At 54.2% G+C, this 24,607-nt stretch carries 25 protein-coding genes and 1 pseudogene; 15 read left to right on the top strand and 11 right to left on the bottom strand.

From position 1 onward, the window contains the following. Window positions 1–69: 69 nt before the first annotated feature. Complete coding sequence (locus tag RHK62_RS09640; protein ID WP_149821646.1) at window positions 70–927, bottom strand: phosphatidate cytidylyltransferase; 858 nt, start codon at window positions 925–927, stop codon at window positions 70–72. Between the two features lie 254 nt (window positions 928–1,181). Between RHK62_RS09640 and RHK62_RS09645 the strand changes: the two genes are divergently transcribed. Together RHK62_RS09645 and RHK62_RS09650 are read left to right on the top strand one after the other, a co-directional pair. After that, the gene (locus tag RHK62_RS09645) at window positions 1,182–1,847 is read left to right on the top strand and encodes a sigma-70 family RNA polymerase sigma factor (RefSeq protein WP_206199712.1); all 666 of its coding nucleotides are present in this window, start codon (window positions 1,182–1,184) and stop codon (window positions 1,845–1,847) included. Window positions 1,848–1,888: 41 nt separating this feature from the next. Further along, the gene (locus tag RHK62_RS09650) at window positions 1,889–2,425 is read left to right on the top strand and encodes a DUF4880 domain-containing protein (protein WP_310453648.1); all 537 of its coding nucleotides are present in this window, start codon (window positions 1,889–1,891) and stop codon (window positions 2,423–2,425) included. Here the strand turns inward: RHK62_RS09650 and RHK62_RS09655 are convergent. From RHK62_RS09655 to RHK62_RS09680, 6 genes are all read right to left on the bottom strand, one after another. Further along, entirely contained in the window at window positions 2,409–3,335 is a 927-nt protein-coding gene (locus tag RHK62_RS09655; protein ID WP_310438257.1) for an NAD(P)H-dependent glycerol-3-phosphate dehydrogenase, read from the bottom strand. The genes RHK62_RS09650 and RHK62_RS09655 overlap by 17 nt on opposite strands. Before the next feature lie 12 nt (window positions 3,336–3,347). After that, complete coding sequence (locus RHK62_RS09660; RefSeq protein WP_302678003.1) at window positions 3,348–3,668, bottom strand: hypothetical protein; 321 nt, start codon at window positions 3,666–3,668, stop codon at window positions 3,348–3,350. 99 nt (window positions 3,669–3,767) lie between these two features. Next, on the bottom strand, window positions 3,768–4,622 hold the full coding sequence (locus RHK62_RS09665) for a DUF6671 family protein (protein WP_310453649.1): 855 nt from the start codon (window positions 4,620–4,622) through the stop codon (window positions 3,768–3,770). Beyond that, complete coding sequence (locus RHK62_RS09670) at window positions 4,615–5,385, bottom strand: ABC transporter ATP-binding protein (RefSeq protein ID WP_310453650.1); 771 nt, start codon at window positions 5,383–5,385, stop codon at window positions 4,615–4,617. Before RHK62_RS09670 ends, RHK62_RS09665 begins: the two co-directional genes overlap by 8 nt. Then, the gene (locus RHK62_RS09675) at window positions 5,386–6,333 is read right to left on the bottom strand and encodes a serine hydrolase (protein ID WP_310453651.1); all 948 of its coding nucleotides are present in this window, start codon (window positions 6,331–6,333) and stop codon (window positions 5,386–5,388) included. It lies immediately after the preceding gene. Between the two features lie 110 nt (window positions 6,334–6,443). Next, window positions 6,444–7,196 (bottom strand): RNA methyltransferase, encoded by a 753-nt coding sequence (locus RHK62_RS09680; protein WP_310453652.1) that lies wholly within the window; start codon window positions 7,194–7,196, stop codon window positions 6,444–6,446. Between the two features lie 410 nt (window positions 7,197–7,606). Between RHK62_RS09680 and RHK62_RS09685 the strand changes: the two genes are divergently transcribed. Continuing rightward, the gene (locus RHK62_RS09685) at window positions 7,607–7,786 is read left to right on the top strand and encodes a hypothetical protein (protein WP_302676203.1); all 180 of its coding nucleotides are present in this window, start codon (window positions 7,607–7,609) and stop codon (window positions 7,784–7,786) included. 1 nt (window position 7,787) lies between these two features. Here RHK62_RS09685 and RHK62_RS09690 read toward each other — a convergent pair whose 3' ends face one another. Further along, complete coding sequence (locus RHK62_RS09690) at window positions 7,788–8,795, bottom strand: GntR family transcriptional regulator (protein ID WP_190278210.1); 1,008 nt, start codon at window positions 8,793–8,795, stop codon at window positions 7,788–7,790. A 166-nt stretch (window positions 8,796–8,961) separates the two neighbouring features. Next, on the bottom strand, window positions 8,962–10,071 hold the full coding sequence (proB, locus tag RHK62_RS09695; protein WP_206199721.1) for a glutamate 5-kinase: 1,110 nt from the start codon (window positions 10,069–10,071) through the stop codon (window positions 8,962–8,964). Between the two features lie 74 nt (window positions 10,072–10,145). Between proB and RHK62_RS09700 the strand changes: the two genes are divergently transcribed. The 4 genes from RHK62_RS09700 (at window position 10,146) to RHK62_RS09715 (ending at window position 12,142) form a co-directional block, all read left to right on the top strand. Further along, on the top strand, window positions 10,146–10,949 hold the full coding sequence (locus RHK62_RS09700; protein WP_206199722.1) for an inositol monophosphatase family protein: 804 nt from the start codon (window positions 10,146–10,148) through the stop codon (window positions 10,947–10,949). A gap of 34 nt (window positions 10,950–10,983) precedes the next feature. Continuing rightward, the gene (locus tag RHK62_RS09705; RefSeq protein ID WP_302676200.1) at window positions 10,984–11,433 is read left to right on the top strand and encodes a DUF29 domain-containing protein; all 450 of its coding nucleotides are present in this window, start codon (window positions 10,984–10,986) and stop codon (window positions 11,431–11,433) included. Between the two features lie 16 nt (window positions 11,434–11,449). Further along, window positions 11,450–11,884, top strand: a complete 435-nt coding sequence (locus RHK62_RS09710; protein ID WP_310453653.1) for a DUF29 domain-containing protein — start codon at window positions 11,450–11,452, stop codon at window positions 11,882–11,884. A gap of 72 nt (window positions 11,885–11,956) precedes the next feature. Then, window positions 11,957–12,142: a hypothetical protein gene (locus RHK62_RS09715; protein WP_302676198.1), complete on the top strand. Its 186-nt coding sequence runs from the start codon at window positions 11,957–11,959 to the stop codon at window positions 12,140–12,142. Here the strand turns inward: RHK62_RS09715 and RHK62_RS09720 are convergent. Then, window positions 12,139–12,723 carry an L-threonylcarbamoyladenylate synthase gene (locus RHK62_RS09720; RefSeq protein WP_310438251.1) on the bottom strand — a complete coding sequence of 195 codons (585 nt, stop codon included), beginning with the start codon at window positions 12,721–12,723 and terminating at the stop codon, window positions 12,139–12,141. The genes RHK62_RS09715 and RHK62_RS09720 overlap by 4 nt on opposite strands. 9 nt (window positions 12,724–12,732) lie before the next feature. Beyond that, on the bottom strand, window positions 12,733–14,460 hold the full coding sequence (gene ggt, locus RHK62_RS09725) for a gamma-glutamyltransferase (RefSeq protein WP_302676196.1): 1,728 nt from the start codon (window positions 14,458–14,460) through the stop codon (window positions 12,733–12,735). A gap of 99 nt (window positions 14,461–14,559) precedes the next feature. Between ggt and RHK62_RS09730 the strand changes: the two genes are divergently transcribed. The 8 genes and pseudogenes from RHK62_RS09730 to RHK62_RS13110 all read left to right on the top strand — a co-directional run. Then, the gene (locus RHK62_RS09730) at window positions 14,560–16,389 is read left to right on the top strand and encodes an NAD(P)H-quinone oxidoreductase subunit F (protein WP_302678010.1); all 1,830 of its coding nucleotides are present in this window, start codon (window positions 14,560–14,562) and stop codon (window positions 16,387–16,389) included. After that, complete coding sequence (locus RHK62_RS09735; protein ID WP_310453654.1) at window positions 16,374–17,870, top strand: NADH-quinone oxidoreductase subunit M; 1,497 nt, start codon at window positions 16,374–16,376, stop codon at window positions 17,868–17,870. Before RHK62_RS09730 ends, RHK62_RS09735 begins: the two co-directional genes overlap by 16 nt. Next, entirely contained in the window at window positions 17,867–19,012 is a 1,146-nt protein-coding gene (locus RHK62_RS09740; protein ID WP_310453655.1) for a CO2 hydration protein, read from the top strand. Before RHK62_RS09735 ends, RHK62_RS09740 begins: the two co-directional genes overlap by 4 nt. A 66-nt stretch (window positions 19,013–19,078) precedes the next feature. Beyond that, on the top strand, window positions 19,079–20,356 hold the full coding sequence (gene glyA, locus RHK62_RS09745; protein WP_206199729.1) for a serine hydroxymethyltransferase: 1,278 nt from the start codon (window positions 19,079–19,081) through the stop codon (window positions 20,354–20,356). A 31-nt stretch (window positions 20,357–20,387) separates the two neighbouring features. Continuing rightward, window positions 20,388–21,434 carry an MraY family glycosyltransferase gene (locus RHK62_RS09750; RefSeq protein WP_310453656.1) on the top strand — a complete coding sequence of 349 codons (1,047 nt, stop codon included), beginning with the start codon at window positions 20,388–20,390 and terminating at the stop codon, window positions 21,432–21,434. A gap of 4 nt (window positions 21,435–21,438) precedes the next feature. Continuing rightward, window positions 21,439–22,689, top strand: a complete 1,251-nt coding sequence (locus RHK62_RS09755; protein WP_206199731.1) for a competence/damage-inducible protein A — start codon at window positions 21,439–21,441, stop codon at window positions 22,687–22,689. Beyond that, window positions 22,686–23,093 carry a hypothetical protein gene (locus RHK62_RS09760; protein WP_302678013.1) on the top strand — a complete coding sequence of 136 codons (408 nt, stop codon included), beginning with the start codon at window positions 22,686–22,688 and terminating at the stop codon, window positions 23,091–23,093. The genes RHK62_RS09755 and RHK62_RS09760 overlap by 4 nt, the downstream gene beginning before the upstream one ends. Window positions 23,094–24,062: 969 nt before the next feature. Further along, window positions 24,063–24,593: pseudogene (locus RHK62_RS13110) on the top strand (hypothetical protein); the annotation flags it as partial. Window positions 24,594–24,607 lie beyond the last annotated feature (14 nt).

The following is a 24,607-nucleotide window of genomic DNA, read 5'->3' on the forward strand; positions in this document are numbered from 1 at the left end:
ACTACCTAACCGCTTTGCGGTATAGACGGAGCACTGCGGCGAATTTTGGTAGATTGAATGGCAAGAAACTCATTGACACAAGGGCAATAGTAACGTCACAAAGTAAAACACAAGGGGTGCCGTAAAAACATAGCTATCGGCGCGATCCAAAATGCCGCCATGCCCGGGAATCAACTGGCCAGAATCTTTGACGCCGGCATCCCGTTTCATCATTGACTCCGTTAAGTCCCCCAATAGACTGGCAATGCCAATCATGAGGCCAAACATTGCACCCAAAAGCCAAGGGAGTGGCCAGCCGAGGGAATGTGCTCCCCAAAGGGCGACGCCTAAACTCCCTAAAACGCCAAACACTGCCCCTTCTACGGTTTTCTTGGGACTGATGTGGGAAAGCCGTGTCCGGCCAAAGAGCTTACCAACAGCATAGGCACCAATATCTGCCGCCCAAATACAGACAAAGGCCAAGAGGGTTACCTGCAACCCCAAGGGCAAAGCGGTGAGTTGAAACTGCTCTGGCCAAAATCCTCCCAAAGGTAATGTTGCCTGTTGCTCCAATCCCCGCAAGCGCACCCAATAGCTTGGCAAATAGCCGCCGTAAAATAGCCCCATGATTGAAGTGGAAATGTCGGCGATCGAGGCCAGCTTGGGTTGAAATAGCAAGTAGAAGCAAATGAAGGTACCTGCGACGGGAAAGACAGCATCCGCAAGGTCTGGACGCAGCAGTGAGGTGATCAGGAGCACTTGACTCACCACGAGGGTGGTTTTAGCCGCCGGCGCACTCCCTTTGGCACGGGCTAATTCAAAGTATTCCAGTTGACCCAGATAAATCAGTGCCCCAATGCCCAGACAAAAATACCAACCGCCTAGAAAGGTCATTAGCAGCGCGAGAGCGATCGCGACAAGTCCACTGGCAATGCGGATCCAGAGCATGGTGGTGAGGGGCGGTGATAAGGAGAGGGGGTTACGATTGAGCCGCGCGTTGAGTGTTTGCGTAGCGCGTCCAAAGAACGATCGCCGCTACAATAAAAAGTTTAATCTAAATTCACCAACGTTAAGGAAACATTAACAGACTCGCAGCCAAAACAGGATGCATGGCAATGTCCTTGGCAAGCTATAACGGATCAGGGAACATCATGGGGGCAAGGGCGTCATGAAAAGCGATTGGTCTGAGGTCGATTGTATCCATGACATCCAGTCTTCCCCTTGCTTGGACGCGTGTTGAGGAGACCAGTGCTCGGGTGACGCTGCCGCTGACAAAACTTACACCCCAAGAGTTGGTTGTCCGCTGTCAAGCCGGCAGAACCCCAGATCGTGCTGCCTTTACTGAATTGTTGCGGCGATACCAATCCCATGTGGAGCGAATTATCTATCACCTCGCGCCCGACTGGGACGATCGCGCCGACCTTGTGCAAGAAGTCTGGATTCGGGTCTATCGCAACATTCACAAACTCCAAGACGCCAGCAAATTTCGGGGTTGGCTCAGCCGCATTGCCACCAACTTGTTTTACGATGAGTTGCGCAAACGCAAACGCCATCAACCGCCCCTGTCGCTGGATGCACCCCTGAAAACCCAAGAGGGTGAAATGAGCTGGGAACTTGCCGCCAGTGATGCCAGTCCCGATGACCGGTTGCGTACGGATGAATTTTATGATCAATTACGGCGGGCGATCGCCAACCTACCGGCAACCTTTCGGACAACGATTGTTCTGCGGGAAATTGAAGGCCTCTCCTACGAAGAAATTGCCCAAATCACTGGGGTTTCCCTCGGAACCGTGAAATCGCGAATCGCCCGTGCCCGACAGCGACTCCAACTAGAACTCCAACCCCACCTCGATCTCCCTTCAACCTGATGCGAATCACCCCTACCCTTTTCCTGCAAGGACAGACCCCTATGATGGACGAACTGGATCACTGCAAACGCGATACCTTTGAACTCCTGAGCGCCTACCTCGATGGTGAAGTGACGGCTGCAGAACGGCAACAGGTGGAAGCATGGCTGGCCACTGACCCCGAAGGCCAACGCCTCTATCAGCGACTCCTGACCCTCAAGCAACAGATGCAAGAACTGCCCGTACCCTTGACCCCCTGTCCAGCGGATCGTTTGGCCGCTGAAGTGATTGCTAAGGCCCATCGCCCCCGTCGTATTTGGGTCTTAGGGAGTGCAGGAGCAACCCTAGCGGCATCCTTCGTGGCAATGCTGACGGGTCTAATTCCCAATCCCTTCTCCAGTCTGCCTGTGGCTATCACCAGTCCTGCCGGCATTGAGCCAGCGGTATCTCCTCTATCGATTGAGCCAACGGCAGTTGGTTTGATGCTCAGTCTTGACCGTCCCCCTGTGGCCATTCCCGTCAGTGAAACGGCTCCTGCGGCGCTGCCGGCACCCGGGGCAAGTTCACAGCCAAGGACTGAAGCTACTGACCAGGAATAATCTCCGGCTTGAAGGGACGCTCCAAAAGACAGTGGAGAGCCGCTTGGGGAGTGAGGTCGCCCCTCAGAACGGCATTCACCATCGCCGTAATCGGCATCTCTAACTGGTGCTGCTGGGCATAGGTGCAGAGCACGCGAGCAGTGTTCACCCCTTCAGCCGTCCCCTTGGTCAGCGCTAGGGCTTGGGAGAGGGATTGACCCTGGGCAAGATGCCACCCCACTTGATAGTTGCGACTCAGGGCGCTGGTACAGGTGGCGAGGAGATCCCCTAACCCTGAAAGGCCGTAGAAAGTTTCCACTTGTCCGCCCCAGTGGGTACCCACCCGCACCATTTCCACCAGTCCTCGGGTAATCAGGGCAGAGCGGGCATTGACGCCAAGACCCAGACCATCATTGACGCCACAGGCGATCGCAATCACATTTTTGAAGATGCCCCCCATTTCCACACCCCGCCGATCCTCATTGCTATAGAGGCGAAAGGTGGTACTGCCCAAACAGTCTTGCACTGGCTTGGTGGCTGCTGGCTTTCCCCCCACCACTGCCGCTGCCGGTAGTCCCTGTTGAATTTCACCGGCCAAGTTGGGACCAGAAAGAACGACGAGATCGTGATGCGGGCAGTAGGTTTGCCAAATATCCGCTGCTGTGGCAAAGGTTTCTGCTTCTAAACCCTTGGTGGCACTGACAAGGATGGTGTCTAGGGGGGGCTTGAGGGCGGCCACTTGGGCAGCGACTTCCCGCACAGCTTTGATGGGGAGAGCCGAAACCAATAAGTGAATCTCTTGGAAAAGAGCAGCCGAGAGTGCCCCCTGCGATCGCCCCCAGCAGGAGACCCTGCAGCCCTGTTGCTCAAATAGGTATGCCAGTGTTTGTCCCCAATGACCTAAGCCCAAAATCAATACCCTTGGGGACATACCATCCCCGTCCTAGGGCGTAACCGTTAGATTTTGGAATTGTTGCTGCTGCCGTTTGCGAAAGGCCTCCGCTTGAGCATTGAGATTTTCCATTTGATCCGCCACTACTTCGTTGGGATCGCGACCATCCATCAAACGCAGGCGATTCATCAGTCCGGGCACGGAAAAGTTGCCATTCTGGGGATTAAGAATGCTTCCCAAATCATTGGTATTGCCGTTTTGTTGCCAGCCTTCCATTGGGTTATTCGTGTTTGCAGTCTGGGCAAGCGCCATACCCCCGAGATTGAGAGTGAGTGCAGCAAGGGCAAGACTGGTGAGATAGCGAGGTGTCATGGGTCACTCCTCAAAACATGCGCTAGGAATGCAGACGATAGGATGGCTTAATCGGTGCCGAGGGCTGTACAAGGGATTATACCAAGTCTTTGTCCTTGCCTAGGGGTTGCAGAAGTAGCATTGACTGGGATCGGCAACGGCTTCAGGAACTGGCACTGTGAGTTGGTGCAAACAGCGTTGACAGCGGTAACGGCTGGCTTTGATGGCGCTGGTGGGTGCGCCACACACTTCACAGGGTAGCCCCGCCAGTTTCTCACAAGCCACAAACCCCGGCCAGCCGCACTGGGGACAGCCCTGAGCCATTGCTTGAACGAGGTCAGCAGCCGCTTGAGCAATCACCCGCATGCGCGTCGGGTTCATGTGGGCCCGCATATCGGTTTCAAGGTGAATGGTGGGGCGATCGGTTTGCAGGCTAGCGATCGCCCTTTGCAACTGTTCCTCGCTTTGAATCCCTTTGAAAATTGGCGTATTGGGTAGAGGATCCGCCTGCGCCATTGCAATCAAACCATGGGATGGAAAGCCCACCCGTGCGCCAAAGGCCAAGGCCTCTTCAAGATGACTCACGGTGGCATGGTTAAAGTTGGTTTCTAGGGAGAGCACCTCCCCCCGCAAGACAAGGTCATGGCGGCGATCCACAAGCAGGATGAGTTCGCGATCGCTCGGAAGCATCGGAAATTGCGGATGAGGGCCAAAGCTCCCCTCACTGGCAACCACTAAGTCTGCCTCCGTTTGTGTCAGCACCGCTTCTGCCTTGGCGAGAGCTGCCTCCTCTTGGGTGCCACAGCGGGGAATTTCACGGCTAAACGTCCCAAAGCGATCGCTATCAAAATCCGAGGCCACAACCACCGTTACCCCTAGACGCGCCAGCACCGGGGCGATCGCCTGCTCTTTGCCATGCTTGGTGGCAAGAATGGCTGTTCGTCCTTGGAAATAGGAATCCGTCGCCTTAAACATCACCGCCGAGGTATGCCTCAATCACCTTGGGATCATTTTTAACCGTCAGGGGATCCCCTAAAGCAATGAGTTGACCAAAGTCCAATACTGCCAAGCGATCGCACAAACTCATCACCAAGGGCACATGGTGCTCAATGAGAATCACCGTCAGGTCAAAGGTCTCCTTGAGGCGGCGAATTAACTCACAGAGGTCTTGCTTTTCCTTGGGGTTCATACCCGCAGCCGGTTCATCTAACAAGAGCAGGCGGGGTTGCAGTGCCAAGGCACGCGCCAGTTCAAGGCGGCGTTGTTCACCATAGGGTAAGTTGCCTGCCCGCTCGTGGCGCCGCTCATAGAGATTCACCCAGTAGAGGAGTTCCTTGGCGCGGTTTTCCAAGCGCTCCTGAACATACCGTACGGGCGCTGCTCCCCAGAGGTTTACCCAAAAACCGGCAGGGGCATGGAGATGCTGTCCCATGCGCACATTCTCCCAAACACTCATCTCTGGAAAGAGGCGAATATTTTGAAAGGTGCGAGCAATGCCCAACCCAGCAATCTGGTGGGGCTTAAGCAGGTGCAGGGGCTGCTGCTGAAACTGAATTTCTCCTGAGGTGAGAGGAATTAACCCCGTCAGCAGGTTAAAAAGGGTGGTTTTACCAGCGCCATTGGGGCCAATAATGCCAAAAATCTCCCCCGTTGCCACGCTAAAGGACACGCAATCAACCGCCTTGAGGCCGCCAAAGTAGCGGCACACATTCTCTAAGGTCAGGAGTGGCTGCGACATCTAGGGCTGAGAAGGGGGAAGTTTCTCGAAGGCTTGGTAGGCCATGCGCGAGACTTGGCGAATGAGTTCACTACCTCGGGGATCATTGTAGGGGCGTTTCACCATCATTGCTGCCACATAGCGTTGGCCATTGGGCATATCCACCATGCCCGCATCTCCCACCACAATACCAATATCGCCAGTTTTGTGGGCAATCGTAGCCCCTTTGCCAAGGCCAGCGGGCAAGAGGGTATTAGTGACCGTGCGCCGCATAATGTCCAGCAGGCGATCGCGACTACGGGGGGAGACAATTTCCCCCTGACCAATTTTCAGCATCAGCGTTGCCAAGTCGCGGGGGCTAGTGGTGTTGGTGCCCTTCATATCCGGTAGCAGATTGTTGATCACTGTATTTTCTAAGCCCCATTCCCGAAACTGTTGGTTGAGCACGGCTGCGCCCCCAAGGCGATCAATAATCATATTCGTTGCCGTGTTGTCGCTAATGGTAATCATTAAATCGGCCACCTCAAGGGCAGGATACTGGGAATTGGGCTTTTGATACTGCAGCGTACCGGCCTCAGGGGCAATCAGATCCGGACGCATGGTGAGGCGTTCATGGAGCGTGACTCGTCCCTCATCCACCGCCTTGAAAAAGGCAACAAGGATGGGAAATTTAATCGTAGAGGCCGCTGGAAAGACCGCATCGCCGCCTACATTCAGAGATGCCCCGGAGTCGAGGTTAAAAAAGTACAGCCCCGCCGTCAGATTGGGTTGACGGCTCACCAGTTGTTGAATTTGCTGTTGCAGAGTGGGGAGGGGACGTTCTGGGGGCAAGTTGGGGGTTGGTGTTTCAGGAGCGATCGCCTGACTGGCCGTGGTCTCTAGGGACAGTTTTTCAGGCTGCAACACCGACAGCAGTGTGCCGACTATGGTGGCAAGGGCAACCACACTGACGCCAAAGCGAAAAGTCATTAAGAACAAATTGGGACGGGGAGGCGTTGGGCTAGGAAGCGGTGACGGATGAGACAGTGAGGAAAGCGTAGAGGACGAAACCATTGAACGCGACTGAGCAACCATGCCATTTACTGTAGAGGGAAGGTGTCCGAAGCAATCGTGGCTGCGTGCTGAATCGCCCACTCCACCTGACGAACCATGCCCCGCAACAGCGCCACTTCGGCATCCGTGGGGTAGGCACGCCCGAGGAGCGATCGCACCTTGGCCATACGACTAGCAGCGGTATGGGGATACAAAAAACCAATCTGGAGCAGCACCTGCTCTAAATGGTCATAAAACCCCTGCAACCGCTCAAAGGGGACGGCAGACCCTTGGGGAAAAGTTCCCGCACTGTCGCAGGCCGTCAACCACAACTCATAGCAGCATACGGCAACAGCTTGCGCCAGATTCAAAGATGGATAAGCATTAGCCGTAGGAATCTGCACCAAACCATGGGCACACTCCAATTCTGCATTCGTGAGTCCCCGATCCTCGCGACCAAAGACCAGTGCCGACTGCGGGACAGCCAACAGTTGCGGTGCCGCCTGACGCGGTGTCCACAGAGGTAACGCCAAATCCGCCACCTCTCGCCCCACCGTGGCAAAGACCCGCTGACAATCCGCCAGTGCCGTTGCGAGGGAGTCCGTCATTCTGGCTTGCTGGAGCACATCCTCTGCATGAACCGCCCAGCGACGGGCTAGCTCTCCCTTGGGATCACAGCGGGGACTGACAATCCACAACTGCTGTAACCCCATATTTTTCATCGCACGGGCAATGCTGCCGACATTGATCTCCCCTTGGGGTTCCACGAGCACAATACGTACCGGAGGCAGGGTATCCACGCTTGCTGGCTGAGCCAAAATAAAAAAATAATTAACATTTTCTAGATGATTTTAGAAGACTTCTTTAATCTTTCTCAAGTCCTTACAAATTCAGGACTTTGCTGCATATTTCATAAAATTTAATAACTGTAACACGCTGAGTACGGTTCTTAGCGCAATCAGTAAAATTGGAAATAACTTTTTAGGTGTGACCCCTACTCGCAAACCGCGTTCCCTTGCTTAGGAAGTTCTCCAGAGATTTCCTAGGTACAGTCCTGTTCTAAAACATGGGGGACACAAAGGGGGCTTCTCTCCTATAGAGACTTTCACCGTTTTAACTGTGTTCCATCCCTGTGAAGAGGGCTGGGTTTTGGGCTGGCAGCAGGGGTCTTGACTTATGTGGTGTGGTTCTGTCAATGAGGAGTTAACTCATGTGGCGTTTTATGAGCTTGCATTGGCCAAAACTCAGTGCCGTCGGCATCCTGTACTGTAGTCTAGCCGCTGGCTTAGGTTATCTTACGAACCTACAACTGGATGCAATGCACAATCAAGCAAAAAATCAGGTAATCACCGTGCAATTGTCCCATAGCCTGAATGACCTCAATCCCTGAGTCAAGAGGCTTTAGCTTCGAGGGGGAGATCCTCCGTCAGACCAATTTCCCGTTTCAGCAGCTCAACCGACTGTGGATCAATGTAGCTTTCGCAGCAAATGAGACGGGGGATGCGAATCAACTCATGACGAGCCGCCGCAATGGCTGCTTTGACCCGTTCCCCACTGGCGCGATCGCTAATGATCGTGTGGGCACGGTGCACCAAGGCATTGAGCTTATAGCTATCGTTGGCTTGAGCCGTCACCAAGAGTAGCTCATCCCCTCGCAAACTGTGGATCATCACCTCGGCCACACCGAGGGTACCGGAACTCAGGCTCACCAACCCCAAGCAGGAGCCTTTTGGCAATTGTCGCACCACTTCCAGTTCCCGCTGGTAGTTGTAGATGTCGATGAAAAATACTCGCACGTCCTTATCGCGGGTAATCGCTTCCGTCATGCTGGCAAAATAGCGCACGGTAACGACAGTTGCAGAGGTATCGCCATCAAGGACGGTTTCTAAGTCTTCAAGAAAAATCAGCTCGACGGGAATTGGCAGCAGTTGTTGCAGTTCCTGAACAATCAGTTCGCCAGCCCCTTGATCGTGGCGGGGCACCGTCACCAAAACCCTCACTCCAGCTTTCTGGCGGGCATCAATCTCGGCAAGGAATAACTCGCGAATTTGACTCAGGGAATAGCCCATTTCGAGGAGGGTATCGACACTTTCTTGAACAATGCGGTGTACAGGCACAACAGCGGGTCGGCGTTGGCGAGGACGGGTTTCCTCTTGGCCGAGGGCACGCACATAGATGCCCGACCCCACTTGGGGCACGACTAAACCAGCAGCTTCAAGGCGTTCGTAAACTTTGCTGATCGTGTTGCGGTGCAATCCAGTTTGCATGGCGAGCTGCCGCGTACTGGGCAAGCGATACCCCGGCGGAAATTGCCGTGCAGCGATCGCAAAACTAATTTGGTTAAAGAGCTGAGTTGAAGCAGGAATTTCGCTATCTGGTTGGATGTGGAATTGAACCATACGTGTCCTTTCGCCCATCAGGTACTGTCCTAGAGGGATACGCCCTCCTTGGTGTGACTATGCCAGATGCAAAACCTACCCCCAATCGCTGCATAAACCGTCACAGTTAGTGAGTAATTTTACCGCACTTGCTACCGATCGTTCTTTTTGGGGCGATAAAGCACGGTTACAGGGTCACCACCAAGTTGTCGCGGTGGACAATCGTATCGGCAGCGGCATAGCCGAGGATCTTGGCTAGTTCGCTGGACTGTTGCCCCTGCACACGCCGGATTTCTTCACTGTTGTAGTTGACAAGGCCACGGGCAATTTCAGTGCCTGCGGGGTCACAGAGCTTAACAGCATCTTGGGCTTGAAACTCCCCTGCAACACGGGTGATGCCTGCTGCTAAGAGGGACTTGCCACCCACAGTAATGGCCTTAACGGCACCCTCATCGAGCCACAACTCGCCTTTGGGAATGAGGGCACGGGCAATCCAGCGTTTGCGGGCATTGATGGTTTTGGGACGGGGTTCAAAGTGGGTGCCCAAGGGCTCACCCGCAAGAATTTTTAGCAGGTTGGTGGGCGATCGCCCATCGGTAATGACAGTGCGTACGCCGGCTTCGGTGGCAATCTCGGCAGCCCGAATTTTGGTGGCCATGCCCCCGGTGCCCCAAGGGGAGCCAGCAGCACCAATTTGAATCGTTTGGGCTAACTCGGCTAAGGAGACCACCCGCTCAATGGGAACGGCTGTTTTATCAATGCGCGGGTCTGCTGAGTAGAGGCGATCGACATCCGTGAGCAAAAATAACCAATCCGCTTCCACAAGGCTCGCCACAAGGGCTGAGAGGGTATCATTGTCGCCAAACTTGAGTTCATCCACCGCCACCGTATCGTTTTCATTGACAATGGGGATGACGCCCAGTTCAAACAGCGCTTGGAACGTGTTGTAGATATTCAGGTAGCTCTGGCGATCGACAAAATTTTGCCGCGTCACGAGGATTTGGGCAATCGGCTGGCGCAGGACTGAAAAAAGATCATCGTACATGCGCATTAGGTGTCCCTGCCCCACTGCTGCCACTGCTTGTTTTTGGGCTAATTGTTGGGGACGCTCTGTTAAGCCCAAGCGCACAGCACCCACGCCCACCGCCCCAGAGGAGACGAGTACCACGCGATCGCCCCGCCGTTGACAGTGACACAAGACCTCCACCAGTTGGGCAATGGTGGCCAAGGCCAGATTTCCTTCTTTACCCCCCGTTAAGCTCGATGTGCCAATTTTGACGACCAGTGTTTGTGCCATGGGGAGTCGGGACGGATATTGACCAGTGGGTATAGGATCAGACGTGCTCATTGTATCGCGGTGGGAGACAGCCAATGAACTCAGGGTTTTGGTCTGAGGTGCTGCAAACCTGTCAACAGATTCAACAGGTGGTTGCCCCCCGTTTGCTGGAGTGGGCAGGGCAATCCCCCAGCGATCGCAAAGCCGATGGCAGCCTTGTTACCCGTGCTGACCTTTGGGCCGATCAAAAAATCACCGCGATGCTGCAAGAGCGCTTTCCCCACCATGGCTGCCTGAGTGAAGAGGGCAACCATACCTACGGTGGTGAACAGTGGTGTTGGATCATTGATCCGATTGATGGCACGACTAACTATAGTCATGGTCTGCCCATTTGGTGTATTGCCCTCAGTCTGCTCTACCAAGGCACACCCGTATTTGGCTATGTGCACGTTCCCGGCTTGCAGCAGACGTTTTATGGCTTCTATCAAGCCCCTGACCATGCCAACGGTGCCTATTTGAATGAGAAACCCATTCGCGTCAAAGTCAGTGAGCCAACGTTGCAGACGTTTTTTAGTCTTTGTGCCCGCAGTACTGATGTGCTCAAGCGCTCCTTCCCCTGCAAAATTCGCATGTTGGGATCCGCCAGTTACAACTTGCTGACCGTTGCTGCGGGTTATACGCTTGGTGCTGTGGAGCGCACACCTCGCATTTGGGATGTTGCCCCCGCTTGGCCAATTGTCCATGCCGCTGGTGCCCACTGGCAATGGTTAGACCCGCCAGAACCGTGGCAGAGAATGTTTCCCATTCAGCCGGGGCAGGAAGCCGGGAGTCGTATCTTTCATACACTGGTGAGTGCCAGTCCTAGCTTGGGGCAATTTTTTGCAGCGTACATTATCTAAAATGCAGCTTGAGGGGATCTGCTCATCAAAAATCATGCAAAGCAATCTTTATGAAAGCGACTTTTATGCTTGGACCCTAGAGCAGGCGAAGCTACTCAAGACAGGGGACTTTAGCCATCTTGATATTGCCCACCTAGTAGAGGAAATCGAAGCCTTGGCACGGCAGCAGCGGCAAGAACTAAAAAACCGCCTCGGTGTTTTGATTGGGCATTTGCTGAAGTGGGAGTACCAGCCAGAAAGACGCAGTAAAAGTTGGCGAGTCACGATTCAGATGCAACGACGCGAGATTAAGGATTTATTGGAAGAAAATCCTAGCCTTCAGTCTTATCTAACGAAGGCGATCGCCAAAGCCTATTTGGCAGGACTAGACTTAGTGTGCTTGGAAACGCCCCTAGACTATCCAGATTTACCCCCAACCTGTCCCTATACCCTAGAACAATTGCTCGACCCAGACTTCCCGCGAGATTTGTATCCCACGGAATAGTTCACCATCAAAGGCCATGACCTCTCCTCTGTATGACACGGACTTTTATGCTTGGACCCTAGAGCAGGCGAAGTTGCTCAAGGCAGGCGACTTTGCCCACCTTGATATTGCCCACCTAGTAGAGGAAATCGAAGCCTTGGGACGGCAGGAGCGTCGGGAGCTAGAAAATCGCCTCGGGATTCTCATTGGACAGCTCCTGAAGTGGGACTATCAGCCGCAAAAACGCAGTAAAAGCTGGCGAGCAACCATTCGCGAACAACGGCGAGCTGTGGAGAAGCTGATCAGTCAAAACCCCAGCCTGCAACCCTACTTACCCCAGGCGATCGCTGAGGCCTATGAATCTGGCAAAGATTTAGTGGTGCGTGAAACCCCCTTGGATTACTCAGATCTCCCTGAAACCTGTCCCTACACCTTGGAGAAAGTCTTAGGTACCCAATTGCTTGGCCAATAGAGACAAACGTCAGCTTTACAAAGCATGAGGCTATACTGGCAGTGACTGGCAGTGACGACGTGGAGTCGCAGTATGGATACAGCCCAAATTAAAGCTTTAGTGGAAAAAGCCCTAGAAGATAAAATTCTGACCCTGGAGGAACATGGCCAAATTATTGACGCAGTGCTTGCCGATGGCGAAATTTCCGAAGAAGAGGAAAAAATTTTACAGGAACTCCTCGAACGGGTCGCCTCTGGGGAAATTGATTCCCAGTATTAGGGTGTTTTCATCTGCACTCGCCCTTGGCGCAGGACGTGCCATTCCCCCGATTGCCATTGCACGACGGTTGAAGGTTCTGGGGGAGTAGGGGGTAACTGCCACGGGTGGAGCGTCAGCACTTGGGGAAACTCACGGGCGATCGCCCCCCATTCAATGAGTGGCGGCTGACCTGAACGGTTAATACTAGTGGTGGCCAATGGTCCTGTTTGCTCGAGGAGGGCTTGGGCAGGCGGCCAATCGGGAACCCGCAAGCCAATTGTGCCTGTACCTAGGGGGTTCAAACCTGCAGGAAGTTCAGCAGCGGGCAACACCAAGGTCACGGCCCCCGGCCAATAACGCGCCGCCATGGCAAACCACTGCTCCCATTCAGCAGCACTACCGCGCACAAAGGGCCAGAGTTGCTCAGGATGGGCACCCATGAGGATCAAGGGTTTAGCCGGTTGGCGCTCCTTGGCAGCATAGATCAATTCCCCGCGATCGCACCGACTGGCCAAGGCGGGCACCGTATCGGTGGGAAAACTAATCAACCAATTGCCCGCTCGCACTGCGGCGACTAAGGCGGCCATACTCACCTGTGCCATATTTCTCCTCTACCAACCCATGGCAGCACCTTCCCCCCGCGGATCGGCTGCCCCTTCCAATTGTCCCTGATCCAAAACGCGAATTAAGCTGGCATTTCCCCAAGGGCGGCTTTGTTCTACCCGATAGCCCCACTGTTGCCACGCTTGAATCCAAGAACTTGGAATCGTTGGCTCGACAAAGAGGGTATCCGGTGCCCACTGCTGATGAATGCGGGGACGGGCAACGGCGGTGGCGGCATCCTGCCCTAAATCAACGACGTTCAGAAACAGTTGCAGCACGGTGGTAATAATGCGACTGCCGCCGGGGGAGCCTAAAACCATATTGGGGCGATTATCCTTGAGGACAATTGTTGGACTCATGCTCGAAAGGGGACGCTTGGCGGGTTCGATGCCATTGGCAAGGGGAGCGTTTTCTGATTGAATACCAACCACACCAAAGAGGTTGGGTTGATTGGGGGCAATGGCAAAATCATCCATTTCATTGTTGAGGAGAATCCCCGTTTGCGGCACCACCACACCCGCCCCAAAGGGACCATTAATCGTAAAGGTTAGGCTAACGGCATTTCTTTGGGCATCGACAACATTCAGGTGACTGGTGTTGTCTGACTCTGCAAGTTGAATTGGGGTTGCGGCACTCACAGCACGTTGGGGACGGGCACGACGGGGAAGAATTTCAGTGACCCGCTGTTGGGCATAGCGAGGATGGGTGAGGGCCGTGACCGGCACCGGCACAAAGTCACTATCCCCGAGGTAACGGGCGCGATCGGCGTAGGCAATTTGCATGATGCTGGCTAGGTAGTGACCGCGATCGCTGGGGGTAGAAGCAGGGGGCAACAGTTGCCAGAGGTTGAGCATTTGCACAAGGGCCACACCACCAGCAGAGGGGGGTGGCATCGAACAGACCTGAAACGCACGATAGGTGCCACAAATTGGCTCTCGCCAAACGGGGGTATAGGTTCGTAAATCCTCTAGGGTGATCTTGCCCCCTTGCTGCGCCATAAACTCGGCAATCGCTCTGGCAATCCAACCCTCATAAAAGCTGCGGGGATCACGGGCGATCGCCCCCAAGGTTTTTGCTAGCTCCGGCTGTTGAATCACCGTGCCCAAGGGGGGGACTTGGCCATCCCTGAGGAAAATGCGCGCGGCGGTAGCATCGTGCTGCAGAACGGCTTGGCGCATCGTTGCCCACTGCTGATAACGTGGGGTAACCGCAAACCCCTGTTGGGCAGCCTGAATGGCGGGTGCCACCACCTGCGACCAAGGCAGTTGACCATAGTGCTGGTGCAAAGCGGCTAAGCCAGCAACGGTGCCGGGGGTGCCTGCGGCCAAGACCCCATCCAAACTGGCGCGGGGAATCACCTCTCCCTTCGCGTTGAGATACATCGTTGGTGTCGCTTGCAGGGGGGCACGCTCCCGAAAATCAAGGGCACGCAGGGTTTGAGATTGGGCGTGATACACAAGGACAAAGCCACCGCCACCAATCCCAGCGGCATAGGGTTCAACGACGGCGATCATGAATGCGGTTGCCACGGCTGCATCCACGGCATTGCCCCCTGCCTTGAGGATATCTCTTCCTACGTTTGCTGCTGCGAGTTGAGCTGCTGTCACCATTCCCCGCTGGCTAATCGTTTGAGCTGGGGCGGGTGGGGCGGCAAAAAATGTTACCGCTAGGACAATAGCGAGGAAGGGCGATCGCCCCCATTGCTCAACCTTCCCTAGAGTGAATCCTTGCCCCATGATTGATTTGGCTCAAAACTGCTGCGGAACCCCAGCCTGTAAAATACACGAAGAGAGCAGTATTGCAAACGTCCTCAACCGCCAAGGTTCATTTTTGCCATGCCAAATTCACTGTTAGAAACCAGTTGGTGGGTACCCTGTTATGGCTTAGTGGGTGCAGCCCTGACGTTGCCTTGGGCCACCGGTGTTGTGCGGCGCACCGGGCCTCGACCCGCAGCCTATTTCAATCTGCTGATGACGATTGTTGCTTTTGTGCATGGCTTTTTCCTATTGCAACAAACTCGCAGTGGCGCCACCGCAACGATTGTTTGGCATTGGCTACAGGCACCGGGACTCGATCTCTCGTTTTCATTGCTCATCAACAGTGTCACCACGGGGGCTATGGAGTTGGTGACGGGTCTGAGCATCTTGGCGCAGATTTTTGCCCTTGGTTACCTCGAAAAGGACTGGGGCATGGCCCGCTTCTTTGCCTTGATGGGCTTTTTTGAGGCGGCCCTCAGTGGCATTGCGATCAGTAACTCGTTGCTCCTCAGCTATGGTCTGTTGGAGATGCTGACCCTCTCGACCTATTTGCTGATTGGCTTCTGGTATGCTCAGCCCCTTGTGGTCAAAGCAGCACGGGATGCCTTTCTCACCAAACGGGTGGGGGATATCTTACTCCTCATGGGGGTAGTCGCTGTCGGCAGCCTTGCGGGGAGTTATGATTTTCCCGATCTCTACCAATGGGCAGAAGACGCCAATTTACCAGACGGTTGGGGCTTTTTACTGGGCTTAGCCTTGATTGCAGGTCCCACGGGTAAATGTGCTCAAGTGCCTTTGCACCTGTGGCTCGATGAAGCGATGGAAGGGCCCAACCCCGCTTCGATTATGCGCAACTCAGTGGTGGTGGCGGCGGGTGCCTATATTCTCATTAAGCTACAGCCGATTCTGGTGGCCTGCCCGGGGGCAAACATTGCGCTGATCCTGATTGGGGCGGTGACTGCCATCAGTGAATCCCTTGTTTCCATTGCCCAGATTGACATTAAACGGGCACTGTCCCACTCGACGAGCGCCTATCTGGGGTTGGTGTTTATTGGGGTCGGCACCAACTGGACAGATTTTGCCCTGTTTGTCTTGCTCACCCACGCGATCGCCAAGGCACTGCTGTTTATGAGTATTGGCAGTGTGATTATGACCACTAACTGTCAGGATTTGACGGAATTGGGGGGCTTAGGCGGACGGATGCCAGCCACAAGTTCAGCCTTTGTGATCGGCGGTCTATCCCTAATTGGCTGTCTGCCCTTGGGTGCCTTTTGGTCGTTTTATCGCGGCATTGACTATTACTGGCAAACCCAGCTTGGCTTGGTGGGGCTGATTTTGCTGGTTAATACCCTAACGGCTGTCAACCTCACCCGTGTCTTTCGCTTGGTCTTCTTGGGGTCTGCCCAACCCAAAACCCGCCGCGCCCCCGAAGTGCCTTGGCCGCTAGCAGTGCCAATGGTCACCCTGAGTATTTTGAACTTGCTGGTGCCCTTCATTTTGCAGCGAGTGCAGTTGTTACCGACAACGATTGATTGGTGGATTGTGGTTCTGCTTGTGGTGTCGGGATTCACTGGAATTCTCCTTGGCGGCTTTGTCACCCTCAAACGCCAGTGGACACGTCCGATCAAGGTGCCCTTGCGCTTTGTGCAGGATCTGTTAGCCTACGATCTTTACATTGAGGAACTCTATCGCTATACCGTGGTCTGGGCAGTGCGATCGCTCTCGCAGTTGAGCGCTTGGGTGGATCGCCACATTGTCGATCGCATTGTGAATACAACGGGTGTGGCATCCCTTGTGGGGGGTGAGTTGCTCAAGTACAGTGCCAGTGGTCAATCCCAAGCCTATTTGCTGCTGGTGTTCATTGGTGTGGCGATTCTTGGGGGGGCGATCGCATGGCTACTACTGTAATGCCGCTGTTAAGTTTCCTTCTCTGGGTGCCCTTACTCGGTGCCCTTGCCCTCAGCCTGTTACCCGCTGAAAGTCTGGGACGCACCTACCGCAGTTTAGCCGCTGTCGTGATGGCGATCGCCCTTGTCGTCAGTCTCGCGATCGCCCGTCTATTTGACCCCGCCAATGCAGCACCGCAATTAACCGAGGTGATTCCTTGGTTGGAGCCACTGGGCTTGAGCTATCGCCTGAGCGTGGATGGCCTGTCGCTGCCGCTATTGGTCTTAAATAACTTCCTGACGCTGATTGCCCTCTTGGCCACTTCTGTCAATCTGCCCCGTCCGCGGTTGTATTACCCGCTGGTACTGCTGTTGAATGCGGGTGTCAGTGGCGCTTTTTTGGCCGATAATTTGCTGCTCTTTTTCCTCTTCTATGAATTGGAGTTGATTCCCCTCTACCTTCTGATTGCGATTTGGGGTGGGGCACGGCGCAGTTATGCCGCCACCAAGTTTTTAATTTACACAGCCATTTCTGGGGTGCTGCTCTTGGCTGGCTTTCTGGGACTGGTGTGGTTAGCCCATGCCCCCTCCTTTGACTTTGACCCCCAGTTATCCACCCTCTTACCCCTGAGTTCACAGCTGGTTCTGTTGGGGCTGATTTTGGTGGGCTTTGGCATCAAGATTCCCCTCGTGCCCTTCCATACGTGGCTACCTGATGCCCACGTTGAAGCCTCCACGCCGATTTCTGTGCTGCTGGCGGGGGTACTCCTGAAATTGGGTACCTATGGGCTAGTGCGCTTTGGCGTGCAGTTATTTCCGCAGGCATGGCAAGTTTTGGCGCCGGGGTTGGCCACTTGGGCGGTAGTCAGTGTCCTCTACGGTTCCCTAATGGCGATCGCCCAAACGGATATGAAAAAAATGGTGGCCTACAGTTCCATTGGGCACATGGGGTTTGTTCTCTTGGCCACTGCCACTGCCACTCCCTTGAGTATTTTGGCGGCTATTGCCCAAATGATGAGCCACGGGTTAATTTCCGCCCTCCTCTTTTTACTGGTGGGGGTTGTCTATGAAAAAACCGGCAGCCGCAACATTGAGGTACTGCGGGGATTGCTGAACCCTGAGCGGGGGTTGCCCCTGATTGGTAGCCTGATGATTGTCGGTGTCATGGCCAGTGGCGGTATCCCCGGCATGGTGGGCTTTGTGGCGGAGTTCCTGATCTTCCGCAGTAGTTTCCTCACCTTCCCAGTGCAAACACTCCTGTGTATGGTGGGGACGGGCTTAACAGCAGTGTATTTTCTCTTGCTGGTGAACCGCGTCTTTTTTGGTCGTTTGCCCAATGAATTGACGGATTTGCCGCCCGTGGCGTGGGGCGATCGCCTGCCGAGCCTCCTATTAGCCACGCTAATCTTGATCTTAGGGATTGTTCCCAACTGGCTGATCCATTGGAGTGAAACCACCGTTAGCCTTCTCACCACTGCTGTTGCTACGCTGCCCGTACCATGACCCTGATTACTGCTGCTCCAACCTCCCTGCATCAAGAACTGCGTACCGCCATCCTAGAGCGGTTGCTGAATGGTCAAGCCCTGTTACCGGATACGCCAACCCATGTGATGGAAGTGGTGGGCATCCTCAAAAGCTATGGGGTGGTGCTCAAGGCCTACGCGGAAAATCTCTGCGACATTAGTGAGCGGCAGTTTCTGGTGCTCTTTCCCTTTTTCAAATACTTCAACGGTGAGATTACCATTCCCAAGCTGCTGCGCCACTGGTGGCACGACCGCATTAACTACGAATACGCCGAATACTGTATGCGTGCCATGATGTGGCATGGGGGCGGCGGTCTTGATGCCTTCCTTGATTCGGCAGAATTTCGGCAATTGGCGGCCAAGGCGATCGCCGCTAAACTGCGGGGCAATCCCCTGATGCAATTCGTGAACCAGCTTTTTCCAGAGTTTTTGCTGGAAACGGTGCGGATGCTCTGCTACTACAGTGGCTTGGGGCAGTTTTGGACGGTGATGTATCCCATCTTTCTCACCTTGAGCGATCGCTACGATGCGGGTGAGATTCGCAGCATTCCCGATGTCGTAGATCATATTCGCGCGGGACTGATTGCGGCTGCCGATCGCCCCATTACCTACAGCGTTACCATTCACGGCCAAACTTACGATATTCTGCCGTCTAGCGCTGGTCTTACCTTTTTAGCCGACACCGCCATTCCCTATGTCGAAGCGGTGTTCCTGCGGGGTACCCCCTTCTTTGGCCTCATTTCCTTCAATGCCCAAGCGCAACAAATTTCCCGCGATCAAAGCGAGTTTGGTTATGGTGCCCTGTTTGCGGATCCCATTCCCACGGGTGCGGCTGGTATTCCTCCCACACTGCTCATGCAGGATATGCGCCACTATCTCCCTCCCTATCTTTTAGAGTTCTATCGTCGCCAAGGCCGAGGGGAAGACGATCTGCGCGTGAAAATTTGCCAAACCTTCCAAAAATCAATGTTTTGCGTCACCACAGCGGCAATCACTGCCCTTGCCCCCTATCCTTGGACGACCACTGACCCCCAAGAGCAAGCCGCCAATCGGGCATTCTACGAAACGTGGCTGGATCGCCTCGAAACCTCCCGCCTCTGGAACGTGCAACTGAGCAACTAACCAAGGCTCAGGCAGCGATCCGCGATAAGATAGTAAGGCAGTTCATCTCCCTCCATTGACAATAAAATGACCTATATTGATTGGCTTGCGCAAACGGATCCCTTGGTGGCTGAAATGGTACAGCGGGAAGTCCAGCGGCAGCAGCAACACCTTGAACTGATTGCCAGCGAAAACTTTACTTCTCCTGCGGTGATGGCCGCTCAAGGCACAGTTCTCACCAACAAATATGCCGAGGGATTGCCCGGTAAACGCTACTACGGTGGCTGCGAATTTGTGGATGAAGTAGAGCAACTGGCCATCGATCGCGCCAAGGAACTCTTTGCCGCCGCCCACGCCAATGTGCAACCCCACTCCGGTGCCCAAGCCAATTTTGCCGTCTTTTTGGCACTGCTCAATCCCGGCGACACGATTATGGGGATGGATTTGTCCCACGGTGGCCATCTCACCCACGGTTCCCCCGTCAACGTTTCTGGTAAATGGTTTAACGTCGTTCACTACGGTGTCCATCCTGAAACAGAACGCCTCGATATGGATCAAGTGCGGGATTTGGCGCGGCAGCACCGTCCTAAGCTGATCATCTGCGGCTATTCCGCCTATCCGCGCGTCATTCCCTTTGCCGAGTTTCGCCAAATTGCCGATGAAGTGGGGGCCTACCTCATGGCCGATATTGCCCACATTGCCGGTTTGGTTGCCACAGGTCACCATCCCAATCCTGTGCCCCTTTGCGATGTGGTCACCACCACCACCCATAAAACCCTGCGCGGCCCTCGCGGCGGCCTGATTCTTACCCGTGATGAAGAGTTGGGCAAAAAGTTCGATAAAGCCGTCTTTCCCGGTACCCAAGGGGGGCCGTTGGAGCACGTTATTGCCGCTAAGGCGGTGGCCTTTGGTGAAGCCCTTAAGCCCGAGTTCAAAGCCTATTCTGGCCAAGTGATCCGCAATGCCCAAGCCCTCGCTGCGGGGCTGCAAGCGCGACAACTGCGCCTTGTCTCTGGGGGCACCGATAACCACTTGATGCTGATTGACCTGCGATCGGTAAATCTAACGGGCAAAGAGGCCGATCGCCTGATGGGGGAAATCAATATCACCACCAATAAAAATACGATTCCCTTTGACCCTGCCTCCCCCTTTGTCACCAGTGGTCTGCGGTTAGGAACCCCAGCGTTGACAACCCGTGGCTTCACTGAGGCTGAGTTTACGGAAATCGCCGAAATTATTAGCGATCGCCTGCATGCCCCCGAGGATGAGGTGATTAAAAACCGCTGCCGCGAGCGGGTGGCTGCCCTCTGTACTCAATTTCCCCTCTATCCCCACTTGCAATTGCCGCAACCAGTGCTAGCCTGAGAGGGAATCCTGCTGCCAATGCCCTGAACAGATGCTGTACCACCTGATTGCCTTCCTTGCTGCCATTGCCGTTGTTCTGTTGGTCACCCCCATTGTCAATGACTTTGGCCAGAAGGCAGGGTTTGTCGATCGCCCCAATGCCCGTAAGATTCACACTCGTCCCATGGTGCGTTTAGGGGGGGTATCGATCTTTTTAGGCAATCTGGTGGCGCTGCTGATTGTTTGGAATGCGGGAGGATTTGGCGTCCTACCTCAGCCAGCAGAATATGAGATTTGGGGGGTCACCCTTGGCGGGGTGGCCTTTTTCCTGATTGGCCTCTCAGATGATCTGTTGACCTTGCCGGCGCTCCTACGCCTTGTCCTGCAATTTCTGGTGGCGGGTATTGTCTGGGCGGTGGGGGTCAAAATTCGCATTATCACAGTGCCTTTGGTGGGAACTGTTGACCTCGGCTGGCTCAGTTTGCCCTTGACCACAGTGTGGCTAGTGGGGATTGCCAATGCCATTAACTTCATTGATGGTGTGGATGGTCTGGCAGCGGGAGTGTCGGGTATTGCTGCCTCAGCGATGCTGTTTGTCTGTATGCTGATGGGGGAGCCGGAGGCAGGACTATTGGCAGCTGCCTTGGCAGGAGGTGCCTTGGGGTTTCTACGCTATAACTTCAATCCGGCACAAATTTTCATGGGCGATGGCGGCGCCTACTTCATGGGTTTTACCCTTGCCGGCCTAGGGGTCATTGGCCTTGTGAAAGCCTACACAGCGGTGGCAATTTTGCTGCCCCTATTAATTCTGGCTGTGCCTATTGTGGACACCTCAACCGTTGTTTTTAACCGCCTCCTGAAAGGGCAGTCTCCCTTTGCCCCCGATAAGGGACATCTACACCATCGCCTTCTCAACGCCGGTCTTTCCCAGCGGATGACGGTGCTGTTTATCTATTGCCTAACGCTATGGGTGGGGAGTCTGGCCTTGGCCTTGGCCGGTTTGCCGGGGGGATGGGGCTATGCCGTGGCCGCCTCCCTTTTGATGGGCTTTGCCGCTTGGTATGTATGGGAACGGGTGCGCAACAACGAAGATGCCTGAAACAATGAGTGCAGAGATTATTTGCGTGGGCACAGAATTGCTGCTGGGGGAAATTCTCAACAGCAATGCCCAGTTTTTGGCCCAGCAACTGGCAAGCTTGGGGATTCCCCACTACTATCAAACCGTGGTGGGCGACAATCCCACTCGCATCAAAAAAGTCCTCGCTATTGCCTGCGATCGCGCCCGCCTATTGATTTTCACGGGTGGCCTTGGCCCCACGCCCGATGACCTGACAACGGAAACCATCGCCGATTTCTTTCAAGCGCCCCTCGAAGAACGTCCTGAAATTATTGCCGATCTAGAACGCAAGTATGCCCATCGCGGCGGCTTTAGTCCCAGTAACCGTAAACAGGCGCTCCTGCCTGCGGGCGCCCAGATTTTGCCCAACCCGATTGGCAGTGCCCCCGGTATGATTTGGCAGCCGCGCACGGGTCTGACAATTCTCACCTTTCCCGGTGTTCCCGCCGAAATGAAGCAGATGTGGCAAGAAACTGCGGTGCCCTTTTTGCGCTCCCAGGGCTGGGGAAAAGAGGTAATTTACAGCCGTGTGCTGCGTTTCTGGGGCATCCCTGAATCGGTACTTGCGGAAAAAGTGGCTGCCCAAATTGCCCGTGAGCATCCCACGGTGGCGCCCTATGCCAGCAATGGGGAAACCCGCCTCCGCATTACCGTCCGTGCCAAAGATGAAGCGGAGGCCCAGCAATTGATTCAACCCGTTGAAGCAGAAATCCGCCAAATTGTCGGCCTAGATTGCTACGGTGCGGATGAGGATACCCTTGCCAGTGCAGTGGCGCGGCTGCTTCAGGAACGACAGCAAACAGTGGCAGTGGCAGAGTCCTGCACCGGCGGTGGCCTTGGGGAGATGCTAACCCGTTTGCCGGGGAGTTCCCTCTCGTTTAAGGGGGGCGTAATTGCCTACGCCAATGATGTCAAGGTAACTCTACTGGGGGTCAATCCTGAGGACTTAGAGCAAGAAGGCGCCGTGAGTGCCGTGGTGGCTGCCCAGATGGCTTTAGGCGTGAAAACGCGTTTAGGCAGTGACTGGGGCGTCAGTATTACCGGGATTGCTGGCCCCGGCGGCGCGACGCTCAGTAAGCCAGTGGGACTGGTGTATATTGGCGTGGCACTGCCCAATGGCGAGGTCATGACCCGTGAATTTCGCTTTAGTGGTCAACGGGGACGGGATTGGGTGCGGCATCTCAGTGCGATGAATGCCCTCGATGTATTGCGGCGGCAGTTATTGGTGAATCGATGAGTCACGGTCTGCTCTGGTTACCCCTATTGGCTATTTTTATCGTGCTCGCACGGTTGGGCTGGGTCGAGTACCGGAAGGTGGAACACTATCGCCAGTGGGCAAAAAATTTTGAAACCAGTAAATATGACATTGCCGCTGTCCTCGGTCAGCAGGGCGATCGCTTGACGTGGGGACACCCTACCCAACAGGGCATTATTCATTTGCAAACTTGCGAATTATCGACTATTCAAAACATTTGGATTGAGTGTAACGGTCAACGAATTGACACACAAACTACTCATTCTAAAGGAGCAATTCAACTGGTGCTAGAAACCTTTACAGGAGACTGTTATCGCATTCCTTTTACAGAGTTCACCCTTGCCTTGGCATGGCGCGATCGCCTGCAACGGGCGATCGGGAACTGATGGGGTCGATTAAAAACGAAAAAAATCTAAATTGTGCTTGACTAAGCTTGACAATTAAGCGAAGTCTGACTAGGGTTACTTAAATAGTGAGCTAACGGGGGATACTAAAAAGGCAGGGTTTTCCTTCGCTTTTTTAGCGACTGTAGGACTTGTGTCTTTTTGGGTTTAAGGAAAGAGTAGCCCATAGGAAAGTGCAAAATTCTACAAAGCACTTGACTGTTGTATTTACACCTTAACCTTGGGAGGCCTACCCTCATGTACAAAAGACTACACCCCGTTTTGGCTTGTGTTGTTAGCACAGCAGTGCACATTATTCTGGTCACCACACCTGCATTGTCTCAAACTCGAGACTGTGGGAATCTTGGTGGTACTGGTTTCTTCGATTCCACCACTACTACCAGTGCAGGGAACGAAAACCTAATTTGTGGCGCAAATAACAATTTACTCCCTGCCTTGCAACGGTCTATTGCTGTTGGTATTAGCAACACAGTAAATGGTGGCACTGTCGCCAATCATGCGATCGGTAGCAACAATAACCTTGGGTCAAACATAAATACCACAAACACCGCTGTTGGTCATAATAACAAAATTGACGGAGTTAATGCTCAGAATCATGCCTTTGGCTCTAGCAACACAATCGGCGTTGAACGGCCTATTCTAACTGAAGACGAAGGCAACAATAACACTGCCCTAGGAGCACAAAATCGAGTCGGTACAACTGGAACACCCAGTGGATCAGGTTCTTTTGCCAATGCAGCTCGCAATAACAATACCGCAGTCGGTTATCAGAACGTTGCTGATGGCACTACGAATACAACTGGCAGTAACAACACCGCCATTGGCATGCAGAACCGAGCCGAGGGTGATAACAACACTGCTGTGGGGATGCAGAACCGAGCCCAAGGAGCTAATAGCACCGCAATGGGGATGCAGAATTCAGCGAATGCAGTAAGTGCCACCGCCGTGGGGATGCAAAACCAAGCCCAAGGAGATAGAAGCACCGCAATGGGGTTTGTGAACCAAGCCAATGCAGACAACACCACAGCTGTGGGGTTTGTGAACACCGCACAAGGAGCTAATAGCACCGCAATGGGGTTTGCGAACCAAGCCCAAGGAGCTAATAGCACCGCAATGGGGATGCAGAATTCAGCGAATGCAGTAAATGCCACCGCCGTGGGGATGCAGAATAATTATGATGGCACCTACCTGACCCCTGGCGACAACAGTACCGCTGTGGGGTTTGTGAACCGAGCTCTGGGAAATGACAGCAGCGCAGTTGGCTTTGCAAACACCGCACAAGGAGATAGAAGCACGGCAATGGGGTTTGCGAACCGAGCTCTGGGAAATGACAGCAGCGCAGTTGGCTTTGCAAACACCGCACAAGGAGATAGAAGCACGGCAATGGGGTTTGCGAACCAAGCTCTGGGAAATGACAGCAGCGCAGTTGGCTTTGCAAACACCGCACAAGGATTTCAGAGCAGTGCGGTTGGCTTTGCAAACACTGCACAAGGAGC

The sequence above is a fragment of the Thermosynechococcus sp. HY213 genome, assembly GCF_031460975.1.
In the GTDB taxonomy this organism is placed as follows: Bacteria; Cyanobacteriota; Cyanobacteriia; order Thermosynechococcales; family Thermosynechococcaceae; genus Thermosynechococcus.

Excerpts from the sequence above, each read along its gene's own strand:
- RHK62_RS09640 (WP_149821646.1), bottom strand. The coding sequence starts at position 927 with ATGCTCTGGATCCGCATTGCCAGTGGACTTGTCGCGATCGCTCTCGCG.
- RHK62_RS09645 (WP_206199712.1), top strand. The coding sequence starts at position 1,182 with ATGACATCCAGTCTTCCCCTTGCTTGGACGCGTGTTGAGGAGACCAGT.
- RHK62_RS09650 (WP_310453648.1), top strand. The coding sequence starts at position 1,889 with ATGATGGACGAACTGGATCACTGCAAACGCGATACCTTTGAACTCCTG.
- RHK62_RS09655 (WP_310438257.1), bottom strand. The coding sequence starts at position 3,335 with ATGTCCCCAAGGGTATTGATTTTGGGCTTAGGTCATTGGGGACAAACA.
- RHK62_RS09660 (WP_302678003.1), bottom strand. The coding sequence starts at position 3,668 with ATGACACCTCGCTATCTCACCAGTCTTGCCCTTGCTGCACTCACTCTC.
- RHK62_RS09665 (WP_310453649.1), bottom strand. The coding sequence starts at position 4,622 with ATGTTTAAGGCGACGGATTCCTATTTCCAAGGACGAACAGCCATTCTT.
- RHK62_RS09670 (WP_310453650.1), bottom strand. The coding sequence starts at position 5,385 with ATGTCGCAGCCACTCCTGACCTTAGAGAATGTGTGCCGCTACTTTGGC.
- RHK62_RS09675 (WP_310453651.1), bottom strand. The coding sequence starts at position 6,333 with ATGACTTTTCGCTTTGGCGTCAGTGTGGTTGCCCTTGCCACCATAGTC.
- RHK62_RS09685 (WP_302676203.1), top strand. The coding sequence starts at position 7,607 with ATGTGGCGTTTTATGAGCTTGCATTGGCCAAAACTCAGTGCCGTCGGC.
- RHK62_RS09690 (WP_190278210.1), bottom strand. The coding sequence starts at position 8,795 with ATGGTTCAATTCCACATCCAACCAGATAGCGAAATTCCTGCTTCAACT.
- proB (WP_206199721.1), bottom strand. The coding sequence starts at position 10,071 with ATGGCACAAACACTGGTCGTCAAAATTGGCACATCGAGCTTAACGGGG.
- RHK62_RS09700 (WP_206199722.1), top strand. The coding sequence starts at position 10,146 with ATGAACTCAGGGTTTTGGTCTGAGGTGCTGCAAACCTGTCAACAGATT.
- RHK62_RS09705 (WP_302676200.1), top strand. The coding sequence starts at position 10,984 with ATGCAAAGCAATCTTTATGAAAGCGACTTTTATGCTTGGACCCTAGAG.
- RHK62_RS09710 (WP_310453653.1), top strand. The coding sequence starts at position 11,450 with ATGACCTCTCCTCTGTATGACACGGACTTTTATGCTTGGACCCTAGAG.
- RHK62_RS09715 (WP_302676198.1), top strand. The coding sequence starts at position 11,957 with ATGGATACAGCCCAAATTAAAGCTTTAGTGGAAAAAGCCCTAGAAGAT.
- RHK62_RS09720 (WP_310438251.1), bottom strand. The coding sequence starts at position 12,723 with ATGGCACAGGTGAGTATGGCCGCCTTAGTCGCCGCAGTGCGAGCGGGC.
- ggt (WP_302676196.1), bottom strand. The coding sequence starts at position 14,460 with ATGGGGCAAGGATTCACTCTAGGGAAGGTTGAGCAATGGGGGCGATCG.
- RHK62_RS09730 (WP_302678010.1), top strand. The coding sequence starts at position 14,560 with ATGCCAAATTCACTGTTAGAAACCAGTTGGTGGGTACCCTGTTATGGC.
- RHK62_RS09735 (WP_310453654.1), top strand. The coding sequence starts at position 16,374 with ATGGCTACTACTGTAATGCCGCTGTTAAGTTTCCTTCTCTGGGTGCCC.
- RHK62_RS09740 (WP_310453655.1), top strand. The coding sequence starts at position 17,867 with ATGACCCTGATTACTGCTGCTCCAACCTCCCTGCATCAAGAACTGCGT.
- glyA (WP_206199729.1), top strand. The coding sequence starts at position 19,079 with ATGACCTATATTGATTGGCTTGCGCAAACGGATCCCTTGGTGGCTGAA.
- RHK62_RS09750 (WP_310453656.1), top strand. The coding sequence starts at position 20,388 with ATGCTGTACCACCTGATTGCCTTCCTTGCTGCCATTGCCGTTGTTCTG.
- RHK62_RS09755 (WP_206199731.1), top strand. The coding sequence starts at position 21,439 with ATGAGTGCAGAGATTATTTGCGTGGGCACAGAATTGCTGCTGGGGGAA.
- RHK62_RS09760 (WP_302678013.1), top strand. The coding sequence starts at position 22,686 with ATGAGTCACGGTCTGCTCTGGTTACCCCTATTGGCTATTTTTATCGTG.